Source organism: Gordonia polyisoprenivorans (assembly GCF_017654315.1).
GTDB lineage: Bacteria > Actinomycetota > Actinomycetes > Mycobacteriales > Mycobacteriaceae > Gordonia > Gordonia polyisoprenivorans_A.
This window is the reverse complement of sequence record NZ_CP072203.1, coordinates 2,858,552-2,880,399: the sequence shown is the minus strand read 5'-3', so window position 1 is coordinate 2,880,399 and position 21,848 is coordinate 2,858,552. Positions and strand designations below refer to the sequence as shown.

Annotated in this window: 15 protein-coding genes; 3 read left to right on the top strand and 12 right to left on the bottom strand. The window is 67.2% G+C overall.

Features of this window, described 5'->3' with window-relative positions; translation table 11 throughout:
* Positions 1 to 116: 116 nt before the first annotated feature.
* The 8 genes from atpB to rpmE all read right to left on the bottom strand — a co-directional run bounded on the left by atpB (position 117) and on the right by rpmE (position 7,313).
* Positions 117 to 875 (bottom strand): F0F1 ATP synthase subunit A, encoded by a 759-nt coding sequence (gene atpB / locus J6U32_RS12950; protein ID WP_208795791.1) that lies wholly within the window; start codon positions 873 to 875, stop codon positions 117 to 119.
* Positions 872 to 1,288: a hypothetical protein gene (locus J6U32_RS12945; protein WP_208795790.1), complete on the bottom strand. Its 417-nt coding sequence runs from the start codon at positions 1,286 to 1,288 to the stop codon at positions 872 to 874. Before J6U32_RS12945 ends, atpB begins: the two co-directional genes overlap by 4 nt.
* A gap of 293 nt (positions 1,289 to 1,581) precedes the next feature.
* Positions 1,582 to 2,820: an MraY family glycosyltransferase gene (locus tag J6U32_RS12940; protein WP_244332855.1), complete on the bottom strand. Its 1,239-nt coding sequence runs from the start codon at positions 2,818 to 2,820 to the stop codon at positions 1,582 to 1,584.
* Positions 2,821 to 2,876: 56 nt separating this feature from the next.
* Positions 2,877 to 4,091 (bottom strand): serine hydroxymethyltransferase, encoded by a 1,215-nt coding sequence (gene glyA / locus J6U32_RS12935; RefSeq protein ID WP_208795789.1) that lies wholly within the window; start codon positions 4,089 to 4,091, stop codon positions 2,877 to 2,879.
* 22 nt (positions 4,092 to 4,113) lie between these two features.
* On the bottom strand, positions 4,114 to 4,764 hold the full coding sequence (locus J6U32_RS12930) for an L-threonylcarbamoyladenylate synthase (RefSeq protein WP_208795788.1): 651 nt from the start codon (positions 4,762 to 4,764) through the stop codon (positions 4,114 to 4,116).
* Entirely contained in the window at positions 4,761 to 5,621 is an 861-nt protein-coding gene (prmC, locus tag J6U32_RS12925) for a peptide chain release factor N(5)-glutamine methyltransferase (protein ID WP_208795787.1), read from the bottom strand. Before prmC ends, J6U32_RS12930 begins: the two co-directional genes overlap by 4 nt.
* A complete protein-coding gene (gene prfA / locus J6U32_RS12920; RefSeq protein ID WP_208795786.1) occupies positions 5,618 to 6,724 on the bottom strand; it encodes a peptide chain release factor 1 in 1,107 nt (368 codons plus the stop codon). The genes prmC and prfA overlap by 4 nt, the downstream gene beginning before the upstream one ends.
* A gap of 361 nt (positions 6,725 to 7,085) precedes the next feature.
* Positions 7,086 to 7,313, bottom strand: coding sequence for a 50S ribosomal protein L31 (rpmE, locus tag J6U32_RS12915; RefSeq protein ID WP_006368533.1), 228 nt, complete (start codon positions 7,311 to 7,313; stop codon positions 7,086 to 7,088).
* Positions 7,314 to 7,664: 351 nt separating this feature from the next.
* Here rpmE and J6U32_RS12910 point away from each other — a divergent pair, with 351 nt between their 5' ends.
* Genes J6U32_RS12910 through J6U32_RS12900 form a run of 3 tightly spaced genes read left to right on the top strand, consistent with a single transcriptional unit; the run spans position 7,665 to position 15,870 of the window.
* Positions 7,665 to 12,956 (top strand): glutamate synthase-related protein, encoded by a 5,292-nt coding sequence (locus J6U32_RS12910; protein WP_208795785.1) that lies wholly within the window; start codon positions 7,665 to 7,667, stop codon positions 12,954 to 12,956.
* Position 12,957: 1 nt separating this feature from the next.
* A complete protein-coding gene (locus J6U32_RS12905; protein WP_208795784.1) occupies positions 12,958 to 14,817 on the top strand; it encodes a sulfite reductase subunit alpha in 1,860 nt (619 codons plus the stop codon).
* Between the two features lie 15 nt (positions 14,818 to 14,832).
* Positions 14,833 to 15,870, top strand: a complete 1,038-nt coding sequence (locus J6U32_RS12900) for a heme transporter (RefSeq protein ID WP_208795783.1) — start codon at positions 14,833 to 14,835, stop codon at positions 15,868 to 15,870.
* Between the two features lie 154 nt (positions 15,871 to 16,024).
* On the opposite strand, the gene rho is transcribed toward J6U32_RS12900, so the two are convergent.
* From rho to J6U32_RS12880, 4 genes are all read right to left on the bottom strand, one after another.
* A complete protein-coding gene (gene rho / locus J6U32_RS12895) occupies positions 16,025 to 17,995 on the bottom strand; it encodes a transcription termination factor Rho (RefSeq protein WP_208795782.1) in 1,971 nt (656 codons plus the stop codon).
* Between the two features lie 500 nt (positions 17,996 to 18,495).
* Complete coding sequence (gene thrB / locus J6U32_RS12890; protein WP_208795781.1) at positions 18,496 to 19,464, bottom strand: homoserine kinase; 969 nt, start codon at positions 19,462 to 19,464, stop codon at positions 18,496 to 18,498.
* Positions 19,445 to 20,539 (bottom strand): threonine synthase, encoded by a 1,095-nt coding sequence (gene thrC, locus J6U32_RS12885; protein WP_208795780.1) that lies wholly within the window; start codon positions 20,537 to 20,539, stop codon positions 19,445 to 19,447. The genes thrB and thrC overlap by 20 nt, the downstream gene beginning before the upstream one ends.
* Positions 20,532 to 21,797, bottom strand: a complete 1,266-nt coding sequence (locus tag J6U32_RS12880) for a homoserine dehydrogenase (protein ID WP_244332943.1) — start codon at positions 21,795 to 21,797, stop codon at positions 20,532 to 20,534. The genes thrC and J6U32_RS12880 overlap by 8 nt, the downstream gene beginning before the upstream one ends.
* Positions 21,798 to 21,848 lie beyond the last annotated feature (51 nt).

Below are 21,848 nucleotides of genomic sequence, written 5' to 3'. Positions count from 1 at the left end.
TGGTTGCCAGGTCTGTGGGTCCGGTCGGCCGGGCCGACCTTTTCTATTGGGGTGTGGTTCTTACGGTTGTCCTGCAGTGGCCGACGCTCGCCATCAGTAGGCGTCGGCCGGTGGTTCTAGTGGTGCTCGTCTTCCATCGCCTGGCTGAAGTACAGGATCGTCAACAGGGCGAAGATGAAGGCCTGGATGAGGCCGATGAACATGTCGAAGGCTTTCCAGATCGCGTTCGGCGCCCACAGGATGTATGCGGGGAACAGTGCGATCAGGGCGACCATGACGCCACCGGCGAACAGGTTGCCGAAAAGTCGGAGAGACAGCGAGAGCGGCTTGGCGATCTCTTCGATGATGTTGATCGGTGCCAGACCTGCTGCGTGCCCCTTGACCAGCTTGCCCAGGTGGCGCAGCGGACCGCGACGGCGCATGCCGGCCGCGTGGTACCAGACGAAGACGAAGATCGCGAGCGCGTAGGTGAAGTTGGCGTCGCCCGAGGCCGGCTTGATGAGCTCGTGGGTCGCGCCACTGTCGACGCCGTACTGCACCGGCAGCACCGAGAACCAGTTGACGATCAGGATGTAGGTGAACAAGGTGACCGCGAGCGGCAGCACGAACGGGGCGATCTTCATACCGATCGCGCTCTCGATCTGGCTGCGCATCTGCACGGTGATGACCTCGAAGTACAGCTGCACGGTGTTCGGCCGGCGCGAGGTCATCCTGGCCTTGACGAAGAATGCGAGCGCGATCACGATCAGCGCGGCGATCGCCGAGGCGATGATCGTGTCGAGATTCCAGGTCATGCCCAGCCATTCCACCTCTTGGTGGTGGCCGACCTCGATCTTGGCCTCAGCCAGGTACAGCGCATCAGACGGTGCGGTCATAGCTGCTTACGAAGTCCTTTCATCACCGGAATCACCGTGTTGAGGACCAGGACAACCTGGCCAAGGGCGAGTCCGAACATCACGCCCAGCCCCTCGGGCCGGACCAGAATGGCTGCGGCCAATGCCAGCACGGTGATCACACCGAGCCGCAGCGCGGAATTGACGGCCAACAGTTTCTTACGGGGGTCCGCTTCGGCAGCCACGCGCGAGACGGCCATCGTCACCATCTTCGCGTTGACGAGAACCGCCGCCACACCCACCGCGAAGAAGATCGCAAACAGGAAGTGCCCCACGTAAATCGATACGCCCGCCACGATCAGCGTGAACGCACCGGCGATGATCCCAGGTCGCACCAGGCCGGTGGGGGCGGCCGGGTAATACACGGGAGCGGAGTCCGGGGCAGATGTCGTCATCAGCCTCTCCTCACCTCTCGTTGGAACCCTCCGTGCGGCACACAGGACGGCACACGGGATCGGGCGTACCCACTGGCAGCCGAGAGCAACCGAGCGTACGCTCCGCGTTGCTGTGACCCTACCAAGCACCGTGACCGCCACCACCAGGGGGTGCGAGACCGCGGAGCAGGTAGGTGAATCGGCGTGGAACCGCCGATCCGTTGCCGACGGCACCGTGCCCACCGTCGAACTACTACGTCTCATAGTACATGGTCTTTACCATCGGGTTACCTGCCCCCACGGACAGGTGCGCCTCAGTGCCCGCCGCGCCCGCCGACCACCGGTCCCGCGTGCGCGGTGCGCATCTGCGCGATCCGGCGGGACAGGCGCGGGGCCATGGTCACCAGCATCGCCAGCACCAGCCCTCCGGCGAAGGCCGGCGCGACGACCGCCATCGGAAACAATGTGCTCGCCGCCGCCGAGAACGCCAGGATCGCAACCCACAGATAGATGATCACGGCGACCCGTCGCTGCGAATGACCGAGCTCGAGCAACCGGTGATGCAGATGCATCTTGTCCGGCGTGTAGAAACCGACCCCGGCGCGGGTACGGCGAACGATCGCCATCAGCATGTCGAGCATCGGCACGAAGACGATCGCGGCGACGAGGATCAGCGGCAACAGCAACGTGAACACGTCCGCCGGACCGTAGGCATAGACCGCGATACGACCCGAGGCGCTGGTCGAGGCGGCCGCGAGCATCAACCCGATCAGCATGGCCCCGGAGTCACCCATGAAGATCCGCGCGGGCGAGAAGTTGTGCGGTAGGAAGCCCAGGCAGGCACCGGCGAGAACCACTGAGATCAGCGCAGGCGGGTAGTAGCTGACGTCGCCGCCCTGGTCACGGAGCAGTCCCAACGAGAACAGGCAGATCGCCGACGCCGCGATGAACCCCAGACCGGCGGCCAGACCATCGAGCCCGTCGACGAAGTTCACCGCGTTGATGGTGGCGACGGTGATCACGACGGTCAGCAACCCGGACTGGAATGGGTCGAGGACCACCGTGCCGATGTCACCGAAGGGCACCGGGAACTGGATCCAGCTGACCCCCATCACCACCATCACCCCGGCGGCGGTGAGCTGACCGACGAACTTGGTCAGCGCGTCCAGACCCCATCGGTCGTCGATCGCGCCGACGATGACGATCACCGCGCCCGCCGAGATCACCGCCCCGATGTCATTGGTGTAGGCGAAACCCCGGTTGAGCGCGGGTAGGTTCGCGGCCAACGCGACCGCGGCGACCATCCCGGCGAACATCCCGAGGCCGCCGAGACGCGGGGTCGGGATGACGTGCACGTCCCGTGCGCGTGGCACGGCCACCGCTCCGATCTTGATCGCGAGGACCCGCACTGCCGAGGTGAGCAGGTAGGTGACGGCCGCCGCACCCAATCCCACGAGCAGCAGCTCGCGGAACGGCACACCGAGCCCCTCGCCCACCCCGGGCGCAGCCAGTGCCGCGAACGTGTGCGCCACGCCGGGATCAGCCACGCTCATCGATGACCTCGCTCGGTGGCGCGCAAGGTCGAGAGGGGTTCCGGCACGCGAACAGGCTACCCGGCGAGCAACTCGGCGACCGAGCCGCGGATTCGAGCGTGTTGGGACGGATCGGACAATGCGGCGACCATCCAGTCGGCGATCTGCGTCATCGTGCCGGCGTCTGCGCCGGCGAGGGTCGCGATCGGGGTGCCGATGCGAATGGCCGAACCCTCGGCGACCGGCCGCGGGTCGAACGGGAGCACGGCCTTGTCGACGACGATCCCGGCACCGTGCAGGCGCTGCTGGGCCTGCACCCCGCTCAGCCCGGTCGTCGAGACGTCGACGACGGCGAGATGGGTGTCGGTGCCGCCGCTGACGATGCGTAGCCCGCGCTCGGTGAGTGCGGCGGCGAGCGCCCTCGCGTTCTCGACGGTCGCGGACGCGTACCGCGCATGCGCTGCCGTGGCCGCCTCGGCGAACGTCGCGGCTTTGGCCGCGATCACATGCATCGACGGAGCGCCCTGGGTGAACGGGAAGACCGCCTTCTGCAGCGCTGCACGATGACGGTCGGCGCCCAGCAGCAGCCCCCCGCGTGGACCACGCAGCACCTTGTGGGTGACCATGGTCACGACATCGGCGTGGGGTACCGGGCTCGGCGCCACCCCGCCGGCCACCAAACCACCCAGGTGCGCGGCGTCGACCCACAGGATGCACTCGGCCTCGTCGGCGATCTGCCGAAGAGTCGGATAATCGAACAGCCGTGAATAGGTCGCCGACCCGGCGACCAGCAACCGCGGACGGTGCAGCAGCGCGAGATCACGGATCTGGTCGTAGTCGACGAGTTCGTCGGCCTCACCGACGGCGTATCGGATGGTGGTGAACCACCGACCGGAGAAGTTCGCGCGCGAACCGTGCGTCTGATGGCCCCCGTGATCGAGTCGCAGTGACAGCACCGGGTCGCCCGGCTGGGCGAACGCCGCATAGACCGCCGACGCCGCCGCCGTCCCCGATACCGGCTGCACGTTGACATACGCGGCGCCGAACAACGAGGCGGCACGGGCGATCGCCAGTTCCTCGATCTCGTCGACCACCTCGCACCCGCCGTGATAGCGCGCGCCCGGATACCCCTCGGCATAGGTGTCGGCCAGTGGTGTCGCGAGAATGCGGTGAACCGCGGAACTCGCGATCGTCTCCCCCGCGACCAACTGCAATGTCTGCGCGCGACGCCGCGTTTCGCGGTCGATCAGCGTGGCGAGTTCGGCGTCGATCGCATCGTCGCCGACACCCATCACCGGATCGGACCCGTCATTGCTACACCAGGCTCGCCGGGTCGACGTCGAGGACCTCGGCGATGTCGTCGGCGCTCACCGCGCCCTGCCGAAGGATGCGAGGCGCCCGGCCGGTCAGATCGACAATCGTCGAAGCCTGCGCTTTCGGAGAAGGCCCGCCGTCTAGATAGACCGACACCGAATCACCGAGCTGAGTACGGGCCTCCTGTGCGGTCGTCGACGGCGACTGGCCCGAGACATTGGCGCTCGACACCGCCATCGGCCCGACGTCACGCAGGATCTCGATGGCCACCGGATGCAGCGGCATACGCAACATCACGGTGCCGTCGGTATCGCCGAGATCCCACGCCAGTGACGGCGCCTGCTGCACCACCAGCGACAACCCGCCCGGCCAGAATGCCTCCACGAGCGCACGCGTCGCGGAGCTGACACCGAGAACGAGTCCGTCGACGGTGTGCCAGGAGCCGACGAGTACCGGAACAGGCATGTCGCGGCCCCGACCCTTGGCGGCCAACAGCTCTGCAACAGCCTCGGAATCAAATGCGTCGCAACCGATTCCGTACAGAGTGTCGGTGGGCATGACGATCAGCCGGCCGGACTTGGCGGCACCGACCGCCGCCCGGATTCCGGTGGCTCGCTGGTCGGGATCGGCGCAGTCGAAAAGTGAGCTCACCGGTCCATCCTCGCACGGGCCGTGACAAATCTCGGACGCCCGGCGAGATCCTCGTGCTCACGCACCTCGTCGAAGACACCCGATCCCGCCAACACCCCGACCACCGATGCCGACGTCGTGTCATCGTGTTCGATCCCGACCCGGCCACCGGCCCGCAAGATCTGCGCGATCACCCCGACCATCGGGGTGATCACCGACATACCGTCATCGCCACCGAACACCGCTTCGGCCGGGTCGGCCCGCACCTCCTGCGACACCGTCACGCCCGTGGGGACATACGGAGGGTTGCTCACCACCAGGTCCACCGGACCGCCGACCATCTCCGACACCGCGGCAGGATCGGTTGCGTCGCCGAGGTGAACGTGGACGCGGTCGGCGACCCCGGCGCCATCGACGTTGCGGCGCAACCACTGTGCCGCGATCGGTGAGCGCTCCACGGCGTACACCCGGGCCCCCGGCAGCGACACGGCCAGCGCGATCGCCAGCGCCCCACTGCCGCTACAGAGATCGACGATCGTGGGACTTTCCCCCTCAGCCACCTCGAGCGCCCACGCGTAGAGCAACTCGGTCTCCGGGCGCGGGACGAACACGCCCGGCCCGACAGCGAGCTCGACCGGCCCGAACGACGCCGACCCGGTGAGATACTGCAGCGGAATCCGACGGCCGCGCGCGGCGACGAGATCGTCGTAGTCCCTGGCCACCGCGTCAGAGATGTCGTCCACGAGCAACAGCCGACCCCGGGAGACGCCGAGGACATGGGCCAGCAGCCACTGCGCGTCAGCGGCCGGCGAATCAACCCCCGCGGACGCGAGAAGCGCGGTCGCCGAAGCGATCGCGTCCCGTACCGAACGGGTCACTGCGCCTCGAGACGCGCCTGCCGGTCAGCCGCGACGAGCGCATCGAGCAAAGCATCCATGTCGCCGCTCAGCACGGCATCGAGATTGCTCGCCTTGTAGCCGATGCGGTGATCGGTGATCCGGTTCTCCGGGAAGTTGTAGGTACGGATCCGTTCGGAACGATCGACGGTGCGGATCTGCGCCGCCCGCCCCTCGGCGGCCGCGGCCTGCGCCTCTTCCTCGGCCGCGGACTGCAAACGGGCGGCGAGCACCTGCATGGCACGCGCCTTGTTCTGCAGCTGCGAACGCTCGTTCTGGCAGGTCACCACGATCCCGGTCGGAAGGTGGGTGATGCGCACCGCCGAGTCGGTGGTGTTGACGCCCTGCCCACCCTTACCCGACGAGCGATACACGTCGATCCGCAGATCCGACTCGTCTATCGCGACCTGCTCCACCTCGTCCGGTTCCGGATAGATGAGCACCCCGGCCGCCGACGTGTGAATGCGCCCCTGCGACTCGGTGACCGGCACCCGCTGCACGCGGTGCACACCGCCCTCGAACTTCAATCGCGACCACACCCCGTCCCGCGACACCTCACGCGAGCGAATCGACATCGTGGCTTCCTTGTAGCCGCCGAGATCGGACTCGGTGATACCCAGCATTTCGGCCTTCCACCCGTGCCGCTCGCAGTACTTCAGGTACATGCGCGCCAGATCGGCGGCAAACAACGCCGACTCCTCGCCGCCCGCACCGGATTTGATCTCGAGCACCACGTCGTCGGCATCGTGCGGGTCACGCGGGGCGAGTAAATCGGTCAGTGTCGCATCGAGTTCTGCCACCGTCTCCTCGAGCGCCGGGATCTCCTCGGCAAACGCAGCATCATCGGCGGCGAGCTCCCTTGCGGCCGCGAGATCGTCACGCGCGGACTGCAACCGGGCATGGGTCGCCATGATCGGCGCCAACTCGGCGAACCTCTTGCCCACGCGACGCGCCGTCGCCGGATCGTCATGCAACGACGGATCGGCGAGCTGGGTCTCCAAACCCGCATGCTCGGCGAGAATGTCATCGATGGCGGTTCCTTTGGCGCGGACTCCGTCCGCGCGTGCACCTGCGCCTTTACTCACCGCTCTTCGTCCTCATCACGTCGTCGCTGCGCTCCTCGCTCTTCCTCCTGCATCGCGGCGCGGCGCAGTGCCTTTGGCACCGGCTCCGCCGGTGCGGTGTTCGCGCCCTACTGCACCGCTCTTCGTCGTCATCGCCTTGTCGCTCCGCTAGCACCATTGGCACCGGCTCCGCCTGTGCGTGCACCCGCGCCTTCAGTCACCGCTCTTCGTCCTCATCACGTCGTCGCTGCGCTCCTCGTTCTTCGTCCTGCATCGCGGCGCGGCGCAGTGCCTTTGGCTCAGCGATCACCGCCACGGGCCGTGCAAAGACAAACGACGCCCGGCCGGTTCGTGCTGAACCGGGCGGGCGTCGTCGACGGGTCTACTTGGCGGCGTCGGCCTTCTTGCGCTTGCCGTAGCGAGCCTCGAACTTCGCGACGCGACCGCCGGTATCGAGGATCTTCTGCTTGCCCGTGTAGAACGGGTGGCACTGCGAGCAGACTTCCACGTTGATGCGACCGTTGGCAGCGGTGCTGCGGGTCTCGAACGTGTTGCCGCAGCCGCACACGACGGTGGTCGCGTGGTAATCGGGATGGATTCCCTGCTTCATCTCTGGTGTCCCTTTCTCGTGGTCGCCGGGTCACCGACGCGGATCGTCGGTGTGAACCGGAACCGGACTCGACCGATCAGTATGCCACGCGTACCGCACCGGACCGAAATCGTCGGTGACCGGTGATGACGTGACCCACCGAAGGGTTCATCGGGCTTAACAGAGCAACCCCCGGGTCCATTCCCGCCACGGAACACATATTTAGGGCACACTCATATTGGTAAGGCTTGGCTAAGTTATAGTGCCTCTGATGTTCGCTTCGCCGTCGCAGCGGACATCGCCGACCGGCCACTCGGACGTCACCGCCGAGGCCGGCACATCGAGTGGACACCCGGGCACACGAGGAGACGAATGCAGGCCGATCGGCACGGTCACCAGCAACTGCTGGTCGACCCCAGCGACGAGAAGAGCAGTTGTGGGGTGGGCTTCATCACCCGCAAGGACGGCGTCCAGAAGCACAGCGTGATCGAGAAGGCGCGTGCCGCACTGTGTTCGGTACCCCACCGCGGCGGCATGTCCGCACTGGGCGTCGGCGACGGCGGCGGTATCTGCATCGACCTGTCGCAGCGGTTCTTCCGCAAACTCACCGGTCGGCCCGACCTGCGCCTCGGCCAGTTCTGCGTGGGCAACTTCTTCTTGCCGAGCACCGAGGAGGCCGCGGCCAAGGCCACCCGCCTGATCGAGCGCACGATGGCCGACCGCGGATTCACCGTGTTGCGTGTGCGCGACGTACCGGTCGACAACACGGTGCTCCGCGAGGCCGCCGTCGACTTCCAGCTCCCGATCCGCCAGTGGATCTTTGCGGCACCGCAGCCATGCCCCGAGCCGGTGGACCTCGACCGTCTCGTCCAGCAGGCGCTGCTGCACATCGAGGCGATCGGCTACACGGCACCCGCGCTTGCCGGGCTCTATCCGCTCTCGCTGTCGGCACGCACCCAAGTCCTCAAAGGACGACTGTCCTCCCCCGAGGTCATCGACTACTTCCTCGACCTCGCCGACCCCGATCATCGCGTGCACACACTGTTCTTCCACACACGCTTCTCCACCAACACCGACCCGCACCCCACGATGGCGCAGCCGTTCCGGTTCCTCGCGCACAACGGCGAACTCAACACCGACAAGAAGAACCGCATCGCCCAGGTCACCGCTGCCGCGGCTACCCGACGGCCCATCGTGCGTCCACCCGGCCAGTCCGATTCCAGCCGCCTCGACCAGACCGTTGCCGCACGGGTGATCAACGACCAAACCGACCTGGTGACGGCAATCGTGTCGATGATGCCGCCGGCATGGGAGAACGATCCGACGCTGTCGGAGCGTGTCCGGGCGATGTTCGAGTACTTCTCGCTCTACGAGGAGAAGAACGACGGACCCGCGGCCGTCGTCTTCGGTGATGGCACGATCATCGGCGCGCGACTGGACCGCCTCGGCTTGCGGCCGCTGCGCACCGTCGAGACCACCGATTACCTGTGCGCCTTCTCCGAAGCCGGGCAGGTCGACTTCGATCCCGAGACCGTGATCGCCCGCGGCCGCGTCTCCGCGGGCGGGATGATCTACTACGACCATCGCGAGCATCGCGTCTACACCACCGCCGACGCCTACGAAAAGCTTTCCGCGGCACAGGATTACCCCGCGTTGCTGCGCGCGGCCAAGGTCGATCTCGCCGATCTCGCCGATATCGCCGCAGCGCACACCTCGGGTGAGTTCTCGTCGAACAGCTTTGGGTCCACCGCGGCCGAGCGCGATCTCAGCGACCATCAGCGCTACCGCGCCTACTACCTCGATCAGGAGAGCTTCCGGTACTTCACCGACCCCATGCTCACCGACGGCGTCGAGCGGGTATCCGCGATGGGCTTCGGCAACGCCATCAATCCGCTGACCAACGTCGAACCCAATGTGTCACGGTTCTTTTCGCAGCGATTTGCGCAGGTGACCAATCCACCGTTGGACTCCATCCGGGAGGCCGACGGGATGACCCTGCGGGTCGCACTCGGCCGCCGCCCGGACATCAACGTGGAGCCGGACCGGTCCGAAGGACGCCAGATCGTGCTCGGCACACCGATTCTCACCGCCGGCGACCTCGGAGTGCTGATGGCACAGTCGGAATCACCGGTGCAGGTCTTCGATGCGACATTCCAGCGGGGTGTCGACGCCGACGCCGATCGCATCCACCTCGTCGAATCGATCGACCGTCTCGGGGCTCGAATCGTCGAGTTCGCCTCGGCCACCGGCGGTATCGCTGTCCTCAGCGATACCGGGATCGGTCCCGAACGGGCGGCACTGCCGATGATCTTCACGGTGTCGGCGGTCAATCAGCAACTCATCTCCGCCGGCATGCGCCTGCGGATCTCGCTCGTCGTCGACACCGGCCAGGTCGAATCGTCGCATCATCTCGCCGCGATCCTCGGTTTCGGTGCCGCCGCGGTGCATCCACACACGGTGGCCCGGCGGGCACCCGACGAGGAGGGGTTCGCCCGGTGGCGCAAGGCCGCCGAGAAATCGCTGTGCAAGACCATGGGCCGGGTCGGGCTCTGCACGGTCGAAAGCTATATCGGCGGCGAGTTCTTCGAACCGGCCTTCCTCGACACCGCCGAGCAGGATCTGCGCCACTGGTTCCCCAATCTGCGGGCACCCGTCGGCGGCGTGGGGCTACAGCCGATCGTCGAGGCCCTCGGGGCCGCACACAGCGCGGCGATGAACGCCCCGGTACCGGCTGCCGACACCGACCTACCCCTGCTCGGCCTGTTCAAGGAACGCGCCGAGGGTGCCGGACACTCGTTCGGCGCCGCAGCCGTCCGCGGATACGGCGCCCTCGTCGACGAGAAGATCCATTTCTCCTCGGCGCCAGACGAATCGACGAAGGCCGAGGCCGAGGGGCTCGGTGACACGGTCCGCCTGCTCACCCTGGCCACCCTCACCGACGCGTTCGGTCTGGGTGACGAGGTCTACGAGGACAGCAGCTTTGCGGCATTGAGTCCCGCCGAGATCGATCGGTTCACCGTCACCGACGCCTATCGCGGCTTCGTCGCCGATCTGGCGACCACGCGGGCCCGCCGCCCGAGCGCGTTGCGCGACATCCTGGAGCCGGTGGCCGACACCCCACCGATCGCGCTCACCGACGTGCAACCCGCACATGAGATCACGGCGACCTTCGCCTCCGGCGCAATGAGTCACGGCGCACTCGTCGCACCCGCCCATGAGGCGGTGGCCCACGGCACCAACATGGTCGGTGGCCTGTCCAATTGTGGTGAGGGCGGCGAACATCTCTCGCGTTACGGGACGCTGCGCGCCTCGCGGATCAAGCAGTTCGCCTCCGGACGATTCGGGATCTGGGCCGGTTACCTCGCCGACCCGATGCTCACCGAACTCGAGATCAAGATCGGTCAGGGAGCCAAACCCGGCGAGGGCGGCCAACTCCCGGCACCCAAGGTGACCGTGGAGATCGCCGCCGCCCGTGGCGGTACGCCCGGCGTCGAACTCGTCAGCCCACCTCCGCACCACGACACCTACTCCATCGAGGATCTCGCCCAGCTCATCCACGACTGCAAGGCCGCGCGTGTTCGGGTGATCGTCAAACTCGTCAGTTCCGAGGGCATCGGCACCATCGCGGTCGGTGTCGCCAAGGCCGGCGCCGACGTCATCAACGTGGCGGGCAACACCGGCGGAACCGGCGCGGCGTCGGTGACGAGCCTGCGGTATGCGGGCCGAGCCGCCGAGATCGGGCTCGCCGAGGTCCATCAGGCGTTGTCGGTGCACGGGCTGCGCCAGAAGGTGGTGCTGCGGACCTCCGGTGCCCACCAGACCGGACGCGATGTACTCGTCTCGGCCCTGCTCGGTGCCGACAGCTTCGAATTCGGTACCGCCGCACTGATGATGATCGGTTGCGTGATGGCCAAGAACTGCAACATCAAGTGCCCGGCCGGGCTCACCACCAATCCGGAGGTGTTCGACGGCGATCCACGGGCGATGGCGCAGTATCTGCTCAATGTCGCCCACGAGGTCCGCGAACTCCTTGCCGACCTCGGGTTGCCGGATCTGCGCGCCGCCCGGGGACGCACCGATCTGCTGCGGCTGATCGATCATCCCGCACTCGTCACCGATCTGCGCCCGCAAGCGCTGCTCGCGCGGATCGAGGCACCCGAGATCACCGATCCGGTGTATCTCGAACGGGATTACCGCGTCGACGACACGCTCGGCGAGCAGGTCTGGCGCGCGCTCGTCGACGAGGCCCGCGACGGGGTCCACACCACACCGGTGGTGCTGACCAACCGCAACCGAAGTGTCGGTGCACAACTCGCCGTCGACATCGAGCGGCGGCTCAATCACGGGACCGGTTCCGAGGTGGCCGCCGCGATCCGCGATGATCGCGGGCGACGCCATCTCGACGCCGACACCGTGGTCATCGCCACCTCCGGTTCGGCCGGTCTGTCCTACGCCGCCTTCTGTAACGACGGGATGCGACTGGAGCACCGCGGAACCTGCAACGACGGGGTGGGCAAGTCGATGTGCGGTGGCACCGTCGTGGTGCGGTCTCCCGGTGGCGGCTCCCCCGCACTCGGGGGCAACGTCCTCATCGGCAATTTCGCCCTTTTCGGGGCCACCGGCGGACGCCTGTTCGTCGAGGGTGAGGCCGGAGATCGCTTCGCGGTCCGCAACTCCGGGGCCACGGCCGTGGTGGAAGGGCTCGGCGAATTCGGTTGTGAATACATGACCGGCGGTGCCGTGTTCAACCTCGGCGGCTACGGCAACGGCCTGGGCAACGGGATGAGCGGCGGCTTTCTCTATCAGTACGATCCCGGATGCGAACTCGCCGAACGGATCAGCAACGACTCGGTGATCGTTGGCGCGATCACCGGCGTCGACGATCCACTCGCCCCGATCCATCACCACGCCGCGTTCACCCTGCTGCAGATGCACGCCGAGGCCACCGACTCGGCGTTGGCCACACGGCTGCTCGAGAACTGGGAGACCGAACGCCATTACGTGAGTTATGCGCTGCCTCGAGCTCTACTGGCCCATCAGGATGCCGATACCCTCATGACGACGCTGAGTCCGCGAGCGCTGCGCGATGAGCTCGCCGGCGCGATGGCACTCGACCAGATCCGGACCCTCAAGGCCGATCTGCGGTCGGGGACGCCCGTCGCCGAGGGTGTGGTGCCCGAGTACGGCCACACCGACGACGCCGACATGTACCGGCTGCTGGGCGCTTTCACGGTGTACGAACTCGCCCGCGAGGTGGCCGGCGCGCGTCTGAACCACCGAAGCACCAGGGCGGCAACGGGTTCGGCGAGTGAGGAGTTCCTCGCGCGTGCGGCCCGCAATCTGATCCTGACCGAGGATCACGATCTCATCGCCCGGGTGTCCCGCTATGTGCGAGACATTCTGGCGCAGTACGACTCCGAGCAGATCGCCGCGCTCGTCTCCGCCAAACGCGTCGACGACTACAAGGCGGCACTCGAACGCCGCAATGTGCGCTCGATGGATGCCCCCGGTACCTATGGCTGGATTCTCCACCAGGACCGCCGCAATCATGAACGACTCGGTCGGCTACCGAGTTTCGACGAATTGTTCGCCACCCGAGCGATCCCCGACGTCGCCGAGTCCCTCGCACGTTCGGCCGCCGCAGTCCTACCGGAGGTCTCCTGAGATGCAATTGCCCTACATTCCCTCCGATGTTCCGTTCACCGGCGATCAGAAGGCCTGGCTGGCGGGCTTTCTCGCCGGATTGAACACCAAGATCGCGATGGCCGGATCGGCCACCGCGCAACCCACCGGAGCGCTTGCCGCGGCCGCCCCGGCCGGGATCGCCCTGCAGGTGGTGTTCGGTTCCCAGACCGGGACCGCCGAATATCTCGCCGAACAGCTCGTCGAACAGGCCGGTGCACAGGGCTTCGTCCCACAGTTCTGCGGTCTCGACGCCCTGGAACTCGACGACCTGACCGCGGTGCGGCGGTTGGTGGTGATCACCTCCACCTACGGCGAGGGCGATATGCCCGACAACGGTGAGCTGTTCTGGCAAGCACTCGCCGCACCCGACGCGCCACGCCTGGACGGGTTGTTCTACGGCGTTCTGGCGCTGGGTGATTCGATTTACGACGGATTCTGTCAGGCCGGGAAGAACATCGACGCCCGACTGGCGCAACTCGGCGCCACCCGCGTGATCGACCGGGTCGACTGCGACGTCGACTACGAGGAACCGGCCCGCGAGTGGATCTCCGGCGCGATCACCGCGCTGGCCGCCGTCGACACCGACAAGTCAGAAACGGGCTCCTCCACCGCCCCCGATTCCTTGGCCCCCGACTCCTCGTCACCGGCCACTCCACCTTCGGTCCCCACTGCGGCCGAAACCGTTGCCCCCGCCCTGGCGACCACGTCGCGTACCCCGGCGAAGTGGGGTCGCAAGAACCCGTATCCGGCGACCATCGTCGCCAACACGGTGTTGTCCGGCCCGGGGTCGGGCAAGGAGGTCCGTCATCTGGTGATCTCGTTGGGCGACAGCGGAATCACCTACGAGCCGGGCGATGGCATCAGCATCGCCCCGGTCAACGATCCCTCTCTGGTGGAGCGCGTGATCGCCCGCCTCGGCGCAACCGGTGAGGAGCAGATCACCGACCGCAGGTCCACCCGCACGTTGCGTGACGCGCTGACACGTCAGTACGAGATCGCGACGCCGTCGAAGTATCTGGTCGACTACATCGCCTCGCGCAGTCAGGATCCGGAGTTGCTGCACCTGGTGTCCACCGGCGACAAGGAGGCCCTCGACGCGTGGCTGTGGGGCAAGGACGTACTCGACCTCCTCGAGGTCGACCCGTCGCTGACGATCACCCCCGAGGAGTTGCTCGCCGAGCTGCGCCCGTTGGCGCACCGGGTGTACTCGATCTCGTCGAGTCCCCGCGCACACCAGGGCACGGTGCACATCACCATGGCCACCGTCCGCTACCGCTCCGGCGAGCGTGAACGTGGCGGGGTGTGTTCGACGTTCCTCGCCGATCGCCGCAACGACGGCGACACCGTCGACGTCTTCATCACCCCCAACAAGTCATTCCGGCTGCCGGCCGACGACGTCGCGACCATCATGATCGGGCCGGGCACCGGGATCGCACCGTTCCGGGCGTTCCTGCACGAGCGGCAGGCCCGCGGCTGTTCGGGACGGAACTGGCTATTCTTCGGCGACCAGCATCACGCCACCGACTATCTCTACGCCGATGAGATCGACCAATTCCGCGCCGACGGTGTGCTCACCCGCGTGGATCTCGCGTTCTCCCGTGATCAGGATCGCAAGGTCTATGTACAGGACCGGATGCGCGAGCAGGGGGCGGAGCTCTTCGCGTGGCTGGAATCCGGTGCGCACCTGTATGTGTGCGGCGACGCGACCCGGATGGCACGCGACGTGGAGACCGCACTCACCGAGATCATCGCCGAGCACGGTTCCCGCTCTGCCGATCAGGCCGGTGACTACCTCGATCAACTGAAGAAGGCCAAGCGCTACCTGCGCGACGTCTACTAGGAAAGGAAGGGCGTCATGCCCACCAACCGCGAGCCCACTCCCGGCCCCGAGAACGCCCCCGACAGCACCGGCACGTCGCTGTCGAGGAGCTGTCGGCGTGACAAGGGATGTGGTTGTGCGCCAGGGAGTTCGGGAACCAGCGATCTCGCAACGCTGATGGCCTCCCCCGGTTTCACCGGTACCGTACTCGGTCTCGAGCCCGCCGTCGTCGGAGCGCATCTGCCGCACCTCGACCAGGTGGTCGGTGTCACCGTGGCGGGGCCGGTGGTCTGCAACGACGTCGGCACCCACGAGCCGCCGGTGCATCCGGGCGGGCCGATCCGCTGCGACGCCTCCCGCATCACGTTGCGGCTCAACCCTGCTCGGCTGGGGTCGGCGCTGATCACCGAACCCGCTGCGCATGTCCCGCCGACCCTGCGGTTCTTCGACGTCGACGGAAACACCGCTCATGCCACATATCTCACCGAGCACAGTGACCGGCTGGCCTTCGAGTCGATCGGACTCGGGCGCGCCGATCCGACCTTCGCCGACGCAGCCGGCCTCGACTCATACGGTCCCGACGCCTCGGCGAGCTGGTCGGTTCCGACACCTGCTCAGGCCGACGACGATCAGATCACCCAGTTCGATTCGATCCTCGCCGACGGTGGTGTCGCGCGGCGCACCGAACTCCCGGGTCTGTCCGATGCCGGTTTCCGCAGGGTCGACGACCGGCAGGTGATCGCCGCGCTCGAACACGCTGCGCTCCTGGGTATGCAGATGACGACGGCCACCTGTGCACCCGGGTGCATCCAGATGCGCCACGATCAGCTCGACGGCGCCCGCGAGCACCGCGGTCAGATGGTCGTGGCCTCCGGGCGCGCGCGGGCCATGATCAACTTCGGTCTGGTCGCCGAATCCTGGATCACCTGGTCGGACGGCGTGTGGGGTCGCACCGGCTCGATCGAGCTGTACGACCGGCACGGCGCCTGCAGCCTCGTACTCACCCAGACCGGCCCGGTGCCCGCACCGGTGTTCGCCGCCTGGGATCATCTGCTGACCGATCTGATCGCCTGAGCCGGCCCGGCGCACGACAGGGCCACACAGCCAGACCGACCACACAGCGAACCAAACACCCAGCGAACCGAGCCGCCCTCGACCATCGGTGATGGTCGAGGGCGGCTCGAAGTGGTCGGCTCGCGGGGCCAAATCCCCTGCGGCGAGACCGGTCTCAGTCGTCCTTCATCGCGCCCGGCGCATTGGTCTGCACCTGCATCAGGAACTCGATGTTGGTCTTGGTCTTCTTGAGCTGGCTGATCAACAGGTCGATCGCCTGCTGCGAATCGAGGCCGCTCAGCACGCGACGCAACTTGTAGACGATCCCGAATTCCTCGGGCGACATCAACAGCTCGTCCTTACGCGTGCTCGACTGATTGACATCGACGGCCGGGAACACCCGGCGGTCGGCGATCTTGCGGTCGAGTTTGAGTTCGGCGTTACCGGTGCCCTTGAATTCCTCGAAGATCACGGTGTCGCCGGTGGAGCCGGTCTCGACCAGCGCGGAGGCGATGATCGTCAGCGACCCGCCGTTCTCGATATTGCGCGCGGCACCGAGGAAACGCTTCGGCGGATACAGCGCGGTCGAGTCGACACCACCGGAGAGGATGCGACCCGATGCCGGGGAGGCGTTGTTGTAGGCGCGACCGAGACGGGTGATGGAGTCGAGCAACACCACGACGTCCTTGCCACCCTCGACCAGACGCTTGGCGCGCTCGATGGCCAGCTCGGCGACGGAGGTGTGATCTGACGGCGGACGGTCGAACGTCGAGGCGATGACCTCACCCTTGACCGAGCGCTGCATATCGGTCACCTCTTCGGGGCGCTCGTCGACGAGCACCACCATGAGATGGCATTCCGGGTTGTTGGTGGTGATCGCGTTCGCGATGTCCTGGATGATCGTGGTCTTACCGGCCTTCGGCGGCGACACGATCAATGCTCGCTGCCCCTTGCCGATCGGCATGATCAGATCGATCACGCGGGTCGACAGGCGATCGGGGGTCGTCTCCAGACGCAGGCGCTGATTCGGATAGAGCGGTGTCAGCTTGCCGAACTCCGGGCGCTTCCTGGCGGCCTCGACCTCGGCCCCGTTGACGGTGTCGAGTCGCACCAGCGGATTGAACTTCTGCCGCTGATTGGGCTGTTCACCCTCGCGGGGCACCTTCACCGCACCGGTGATGGCGTCACCGCGGCGTAAGCCGTTCTTGCGCACGAGGTTCATCGAGACGTAGACGTCGTTGGGGCCGGCGAGGTAACCCGAGGTGCGGACGAACGCGTAGTTGTCGAGCACATCGAGGATGCCCGCGACGGGGGCGATGACATCGTCCTCGGAGATCTGGGGCTCGCCCGAGGTGTTCTCGCGGTCGCGCCCACGACGCCGCTCGCGGAATCGACGTCCGCGGCGTCGGCCGCCCTGGTCGTCGTCGTCGTCGCGGTTGTTGTCGCGGTTGCCGTTCTGGCCCTGCCCGCCCTGGTTGTTACCGCCCTGGTTGTTACCGCTGTTCCGGTTGCCCTCGCGATTCTGGCCCGACTCGCGGTTCTGGCCACCCTCACGGTTCTGGCCACCCTCGCGATTCTGGTTGTTGCGGTTGCGATTGCGGTTGCGCTGGTTGCCCGATGCGTCGTCGCCCTCGGCATCGGCTCGGTTGTCGCGGCGCTCGGAACGGGCCTCGCCGCCACCGCTCGTCGACTCGCCGGAGGTGTCGGGGGACTCGCGCTCGGAGCGCTTCTTCGGTGCGGCGTCGGTCTTCTCGGCGCCGGCTGCGGCGTCGGAGTCCGCGGCCTGGGAGGCACCGTTCTCGCGTGCGCCGGTGTCGGCGGCGCCGTTCTTGGCCGCGCGTCCGCGCACCGGACGGCTGGTGGGCTCGTCAGCGGTGATCGTCATCTGTTCGGGGGAACCGGCCTTGGCCTGCTCGCCGGATTTCGGCGAACCGCCGGACTGGCGTTCCTTGATCGCGGCGATGAGGTCACCCTTGCGCATGCCTGAGGTGCCCTTGATGCCCAGTTCCCCGGCGAGCGCACGGAGTTCGCTCAGCACCATGCCGGACAGTCCGGTTCGGGCGCTGCGGGCGCGGGTCTTCGGCGCCGCCGCTTCGGTGGTCGTGTCTGCGGAAGCGGGTGCGGTGATCAGGTCCGTATCGGTCACGGATGTCCTTTCATTCCCTTGCAAACCGTGTGCCGCAAGGGGCTTCATTCCGCCGTCGCCCTCGGTTGTCAGATGCCGAGGTTCGTCGGGCATGCCCGCCCTCGGTGGACGGGTGAGAGATCGTGGTCTCCGGCTGCGAGTGTCACTCCTGTACTCGGGTGCGCCAGTTGGGTGCCGGCTCGAGGAGGTGATTGTCGGGTCGGTATCGGTGAACCGTTCGTTCCGCTGTGGCGGCGGCTCCGCTGCGGAGTGGACCACCAAGCTGATTACCCGAGAACATGGCTGAACGAGCCTTCGCGGCTAGACGAGGATATGATAACGCGTCGTCCCAGATGAGGCAACACGCCGTGTCCTTGCGATATTCCGTGCCGTTGCGGCATCCCGCGGCACCGTCGTATTCCGCGTGTGCATCCCCGCTCGTCCTCCCCGACGCCATGGCGCCCCGACCCCCACCGGGTCGACCTCGGTCCATGGATCGTTACCCGTGCCGGCCTTGGGCGTCAGCCTATCTCGACTCCGCCCGCGATTTCGACGGTCTGCGGAACGAATCCGTACTCCACCCCGAGGTCACGGGCATCGGACGGGAGCGGTGCACCGCCGAGGACCAAGACGCTCGGTCCCGCACCGGAGACCGTGGCCGCATGTCCTCGTTTGCGCAGTGCGGCGACGAGCTCTGCGGTCGGCCCCATCGCGGCGGCCCGGTACGGCTGGTGCAGACGATCCTCGGTGGCTGCGAGCAGGCAACTCGGGTCGCTGGTCAACGCGACCACCGCCAGGGCCGCTCGGCTCAGGTTGTGCACGGCGTCGGCGCGCGGCACCTCGTCGGGCAGCAGTCCGCGCGTGAAGGCGGTCGACGACTCGGTGGACGGCACGAACACGGTGGCGCTGATGTCGGGGTGCACCCGAAGTCCGCGGGCCCGGTAGCGGTCGCGGTCGTCGGTACGTTCGGTCCAGGTCACCACGGCCGAGCCGAGCACCGACGCAGCGGCGTTGTCCGGGTGACCCTCGAACTCGCTGGAGAGTTGCACGAGTTCGTCGGTGGTCAGCGGCGCGGCGATCCCCGACGCCGCGAGGAGTCCCGACGCGGCGGCCAGGCCGGAGACCGACGCGGCCGCCGACGATCCCAGACCCCGCGAGTGCGGGATGACGTTGACGCAGCGCAGGTGCATCCCGGACACCGAGAAGCCCGCATGCGCCAGACCGCTCAGGATGGCGCGCACGACGAGATGGTTGGCGTCGAGGGGTACTTGCTCGGCCGCCTCTCCGACCACCTCCACCGTGAGACCGGCATCGGTGGTCGTGACCGTCACCTCGTCGTGGATACCGAGCGCGATACCGAGGCAGTCGAATCCCGGGCCCAGGTTCGCACTCGACGCCGGAACCCGAACCCGAGTCGAAATACCTTCGGGCAGTTGCCGATACACCGTGTCCGGGGTGACCATGAGCGAGTCAGGCGACGCCGAGGGCATGGGCCACCGCCACCGGGTCGACGTCGATCGCTTCCACCTCGGGCATCCCCGACAACGCGGTGTCGGGGTCCTTGAGTCCGTTGCCGGTCACGGTGCACACGACGGTTTCCCCGGCACGCACCCAGCCCTCCTCGCGCGCGGCGAGCAGGCCCGCGACACTGGCCGCCGACGCGGGTTCGACGAAGACACCCTCGCGGCCCGCGACGAGGCGGTAGGCCTCGAGCAGCTTCTCGTCGGTGGCGGCGCGGAACTGTCCGCCGGATTCGTCCCTCGCGGCCACGGCCTGATGCCAGCTGGCCGGGTTGCCGATCCGGATCGCGGTCGCGATGGTCTCCGGGTCGGCGACGGGCTCGCCGCTGACCAGCGGCGCCGCGCCGGCCGCCTGGACACCGAGCATGCGCGGGCGCGACGAGGCGATCCCGTCGGCGTGATACTCCGAGTAACCCTTCCAGTAGGCGGTGATGTTGCCGGCGTTGCCGACCGGCAACGCGTGGACGTCGGGAGCGCGGCCGAGGACGTCGACGATCTCAAAGGCCGCGGTCTTCTGCCCCTCGATGCGGGCCGGGTTGACCGAGTTGACGAGTTCGATCTCGGTGAATTCGGCGGTCGCCTTCCGGGCGAGTTCCAAGCAGTCGTCGAAGTTGCCCTGCACCTGAATGATCTTGGCGCCGTGCATGACCGCCTGCGCGAGTTTGCCCATCGCGATCTTGCCCTGCGGGATCAGCACCGCGCAGGTGATCCCGGCGCGGGTGGCATAGGCGGCCGCCGATGCCGAGGTGTTGCCGGTGGACGCGCACAGCACCGCGGTCTTGCCGTTGTTGACCGCGTTGGAGACCGCCATGGTCATACCGCGGTCCTTGAACGAGCCGGTCGGATTCAGACCCTCCACCTTGAGGTAGACCTCGCAGCCGGTCAGCTCCGACAGGTACGGCGCCGCGACGAGCGGGGTAGCACCCTCGAGGAGGGTGATCACCTTCCAGTCGTCGGCGACCGGCAGCCGCGAACGGTAGGCCTCGATCAGTCCGGGCCACCCCGAATGCACGGGGGCGAGCGGGGTCGACGGGGCGTCAGTCATCGGTACCTTCCAATCGCAGAACACTCGACACCTTGAGCACTTCGTCCATATCTTCCAGTGCCGCAACGCATTCGGACTGCGCACGGTCGGGTGCGCGGTGGGTCACGACGATCAGCCGGGCATCGTCACCCGCACCTTCCTGCCGCACGGCGGCCAGACTGACCGAACGCTTGGAGAATTCGCTGGCGATCTGCGCGAGCACTCCGGGGCGGTCGGCGACCCGCATCGACACGTAGTAGCGGGTGGGTACGTCGTCGATCGACGCGATCGGCAGTTTGGCGTAGGTGGACTCCAACGGTCCGCGACCTCCGTGCACCTTGTTGCGGGCGGCCATCACCAGGTCACCGAGGACCGCCGAGGCGGTCGGTGCCCCACCGGCGCCTTGTCCGTAGAACATCAGTCTCCCAGCGTTCTGTGCCTCGACGACGACCGCGTTGAACGCACCGCCGACCGTCGCGAGCGGGTGGCTCAACGGGATCAGCGCCGGATAAACACGAGCGGAAACACGTTGCGTGCCATCGGCATCGCGCACACGTTCGCAGATCGAGAGCAGCTTGATGGTGCAGTCGAACTTGCGGGCGGCGAGCAGATCGGCCGACGTCACCGCGGTGATGCCCTCGCGGTACACATCCGCGGCGGTGACCCGGGTGTGGAAGGCGATGGACGCGAGGATCGCGGCCTTCGCCGCCGCGTCGTATCCCTCGACGTCGGCAGTGGGATCAGCCTCGGCATAGCCGAGCCGACCGGCCTCGGCGAGCACCACGTCGTAGTCGTCTCCGTCGGCGTCCATCGCCGACAGGATGAAATTGGTGGTGCCGTTGACGATTCCGGCCACCCGCTCGACGGTGTCGCCGGCCAGCGACTGCGTCAGCGGACGGATCACCGGGATGGCACCGGCCACCGCCGCCTCGAAGTACAGGTCGGCGCGGGCCGTCGCCGCCGCGGTCGCGAGTTCACCGGTGTATTCGGCCAACAGCGCCTTGTTGGCCGTGACGACCGACTTGCCACTCTCGAGCGCCTGGCGGATCAGGCTGCGTGCCGGATCGATTCCGCCCATCAACTCGACCACGATGTCGACGTCGTCGCGGGTGACCAACGACGTCGGGTCGTCGGTGAGCAGCTCGGAATCGATCTTGCGGGGTTTGGCGAGATCGCGCACCGCCACACCACGCACCTCGAGTCGCGCGCCGACCCGGGCGCGCAGGTCCTCGGCGCTCTCCTCGAGAATGCGCACGACCTCGGTGCCCACGTTGCCCATACCGAGCACCGCGACTCCGATGGATCGTGTCTGTGTACCCGCTCCGGTGGG

Coding starts and splice junctions, on each gene's coding strand:
- atpB (WP_208795791.1), bottom strand. CDS start 875: ATGACCGCACCGTCTGATGCGCTGTACCTGGCTGAGGCCAAGATCGAG.
- J6U32_RS12945 (WP_208795790.1), bottom strand. CDS start 1,288: ATGACGACATCTGCCCCGGACTCCGCTCCCGTGTATTACCCGGCCGCC.
- J6U32_RS12940 (WP_244332855.1), bottom strand. CDS start 2,820: ATGAGCGTGGCTGATCCCGGCGTGGCGCACACGTTCGCGGCACTGGCT.
- glyA (WP_208795789.1), bottom strand. CDS start 4,091: ATGGGTGTCGGCGACGATGCGATCGACGCCGAACTCGCCACGCTGATC.
- rpmE (WP_006368533.1), bottom strand. CDS start 7,313: ATGAAGCAGGGAATCCATCCCGATTACCACGCGACCACCGTCGTGTGC.
- J6U32_RS12910 (WP_208795785.1), top strand. CDS start 7,665: ATGCAGGCCGATCGGCACGGTCACCAGCAACTGCTGGTCGACCCCAGC.
- J6U32_RS12905 (WP_208795784.1), top strand. CDS start 12,958: ATGCAATTGCCCTACATTCCCTCCGATGTTCCGTTCACCGGCGATCAG.
- J6U32_RS12900 (WP_208795783.1), top strand. CDS start 14,833: ATGCCCACCAACCGCGAGCCCACTCCCGGCCCCGAGAACGCCCCCGAC.
- thrB (WP_208795781.1), bottom strand. CDS start 19,464: ATGCCCTCGGCGTCGCCTGACTCGCTCATGGTCACCCCGGACACGGTG.
- thrC (WP_208795780.1), bottom strand. CDS start 20,539: ATGACTGACGCCCCGTCGACCCCGCTCGCCCCCGTGCATTCGGGGTGG.
- J6U32_RS12880 (WP_244332943.1), bottom strand. CDS start 21,797: ATGGGCAACGTGGGCACCGAGGTCGTGCGCATTCTCGAGGAGAGCGCC.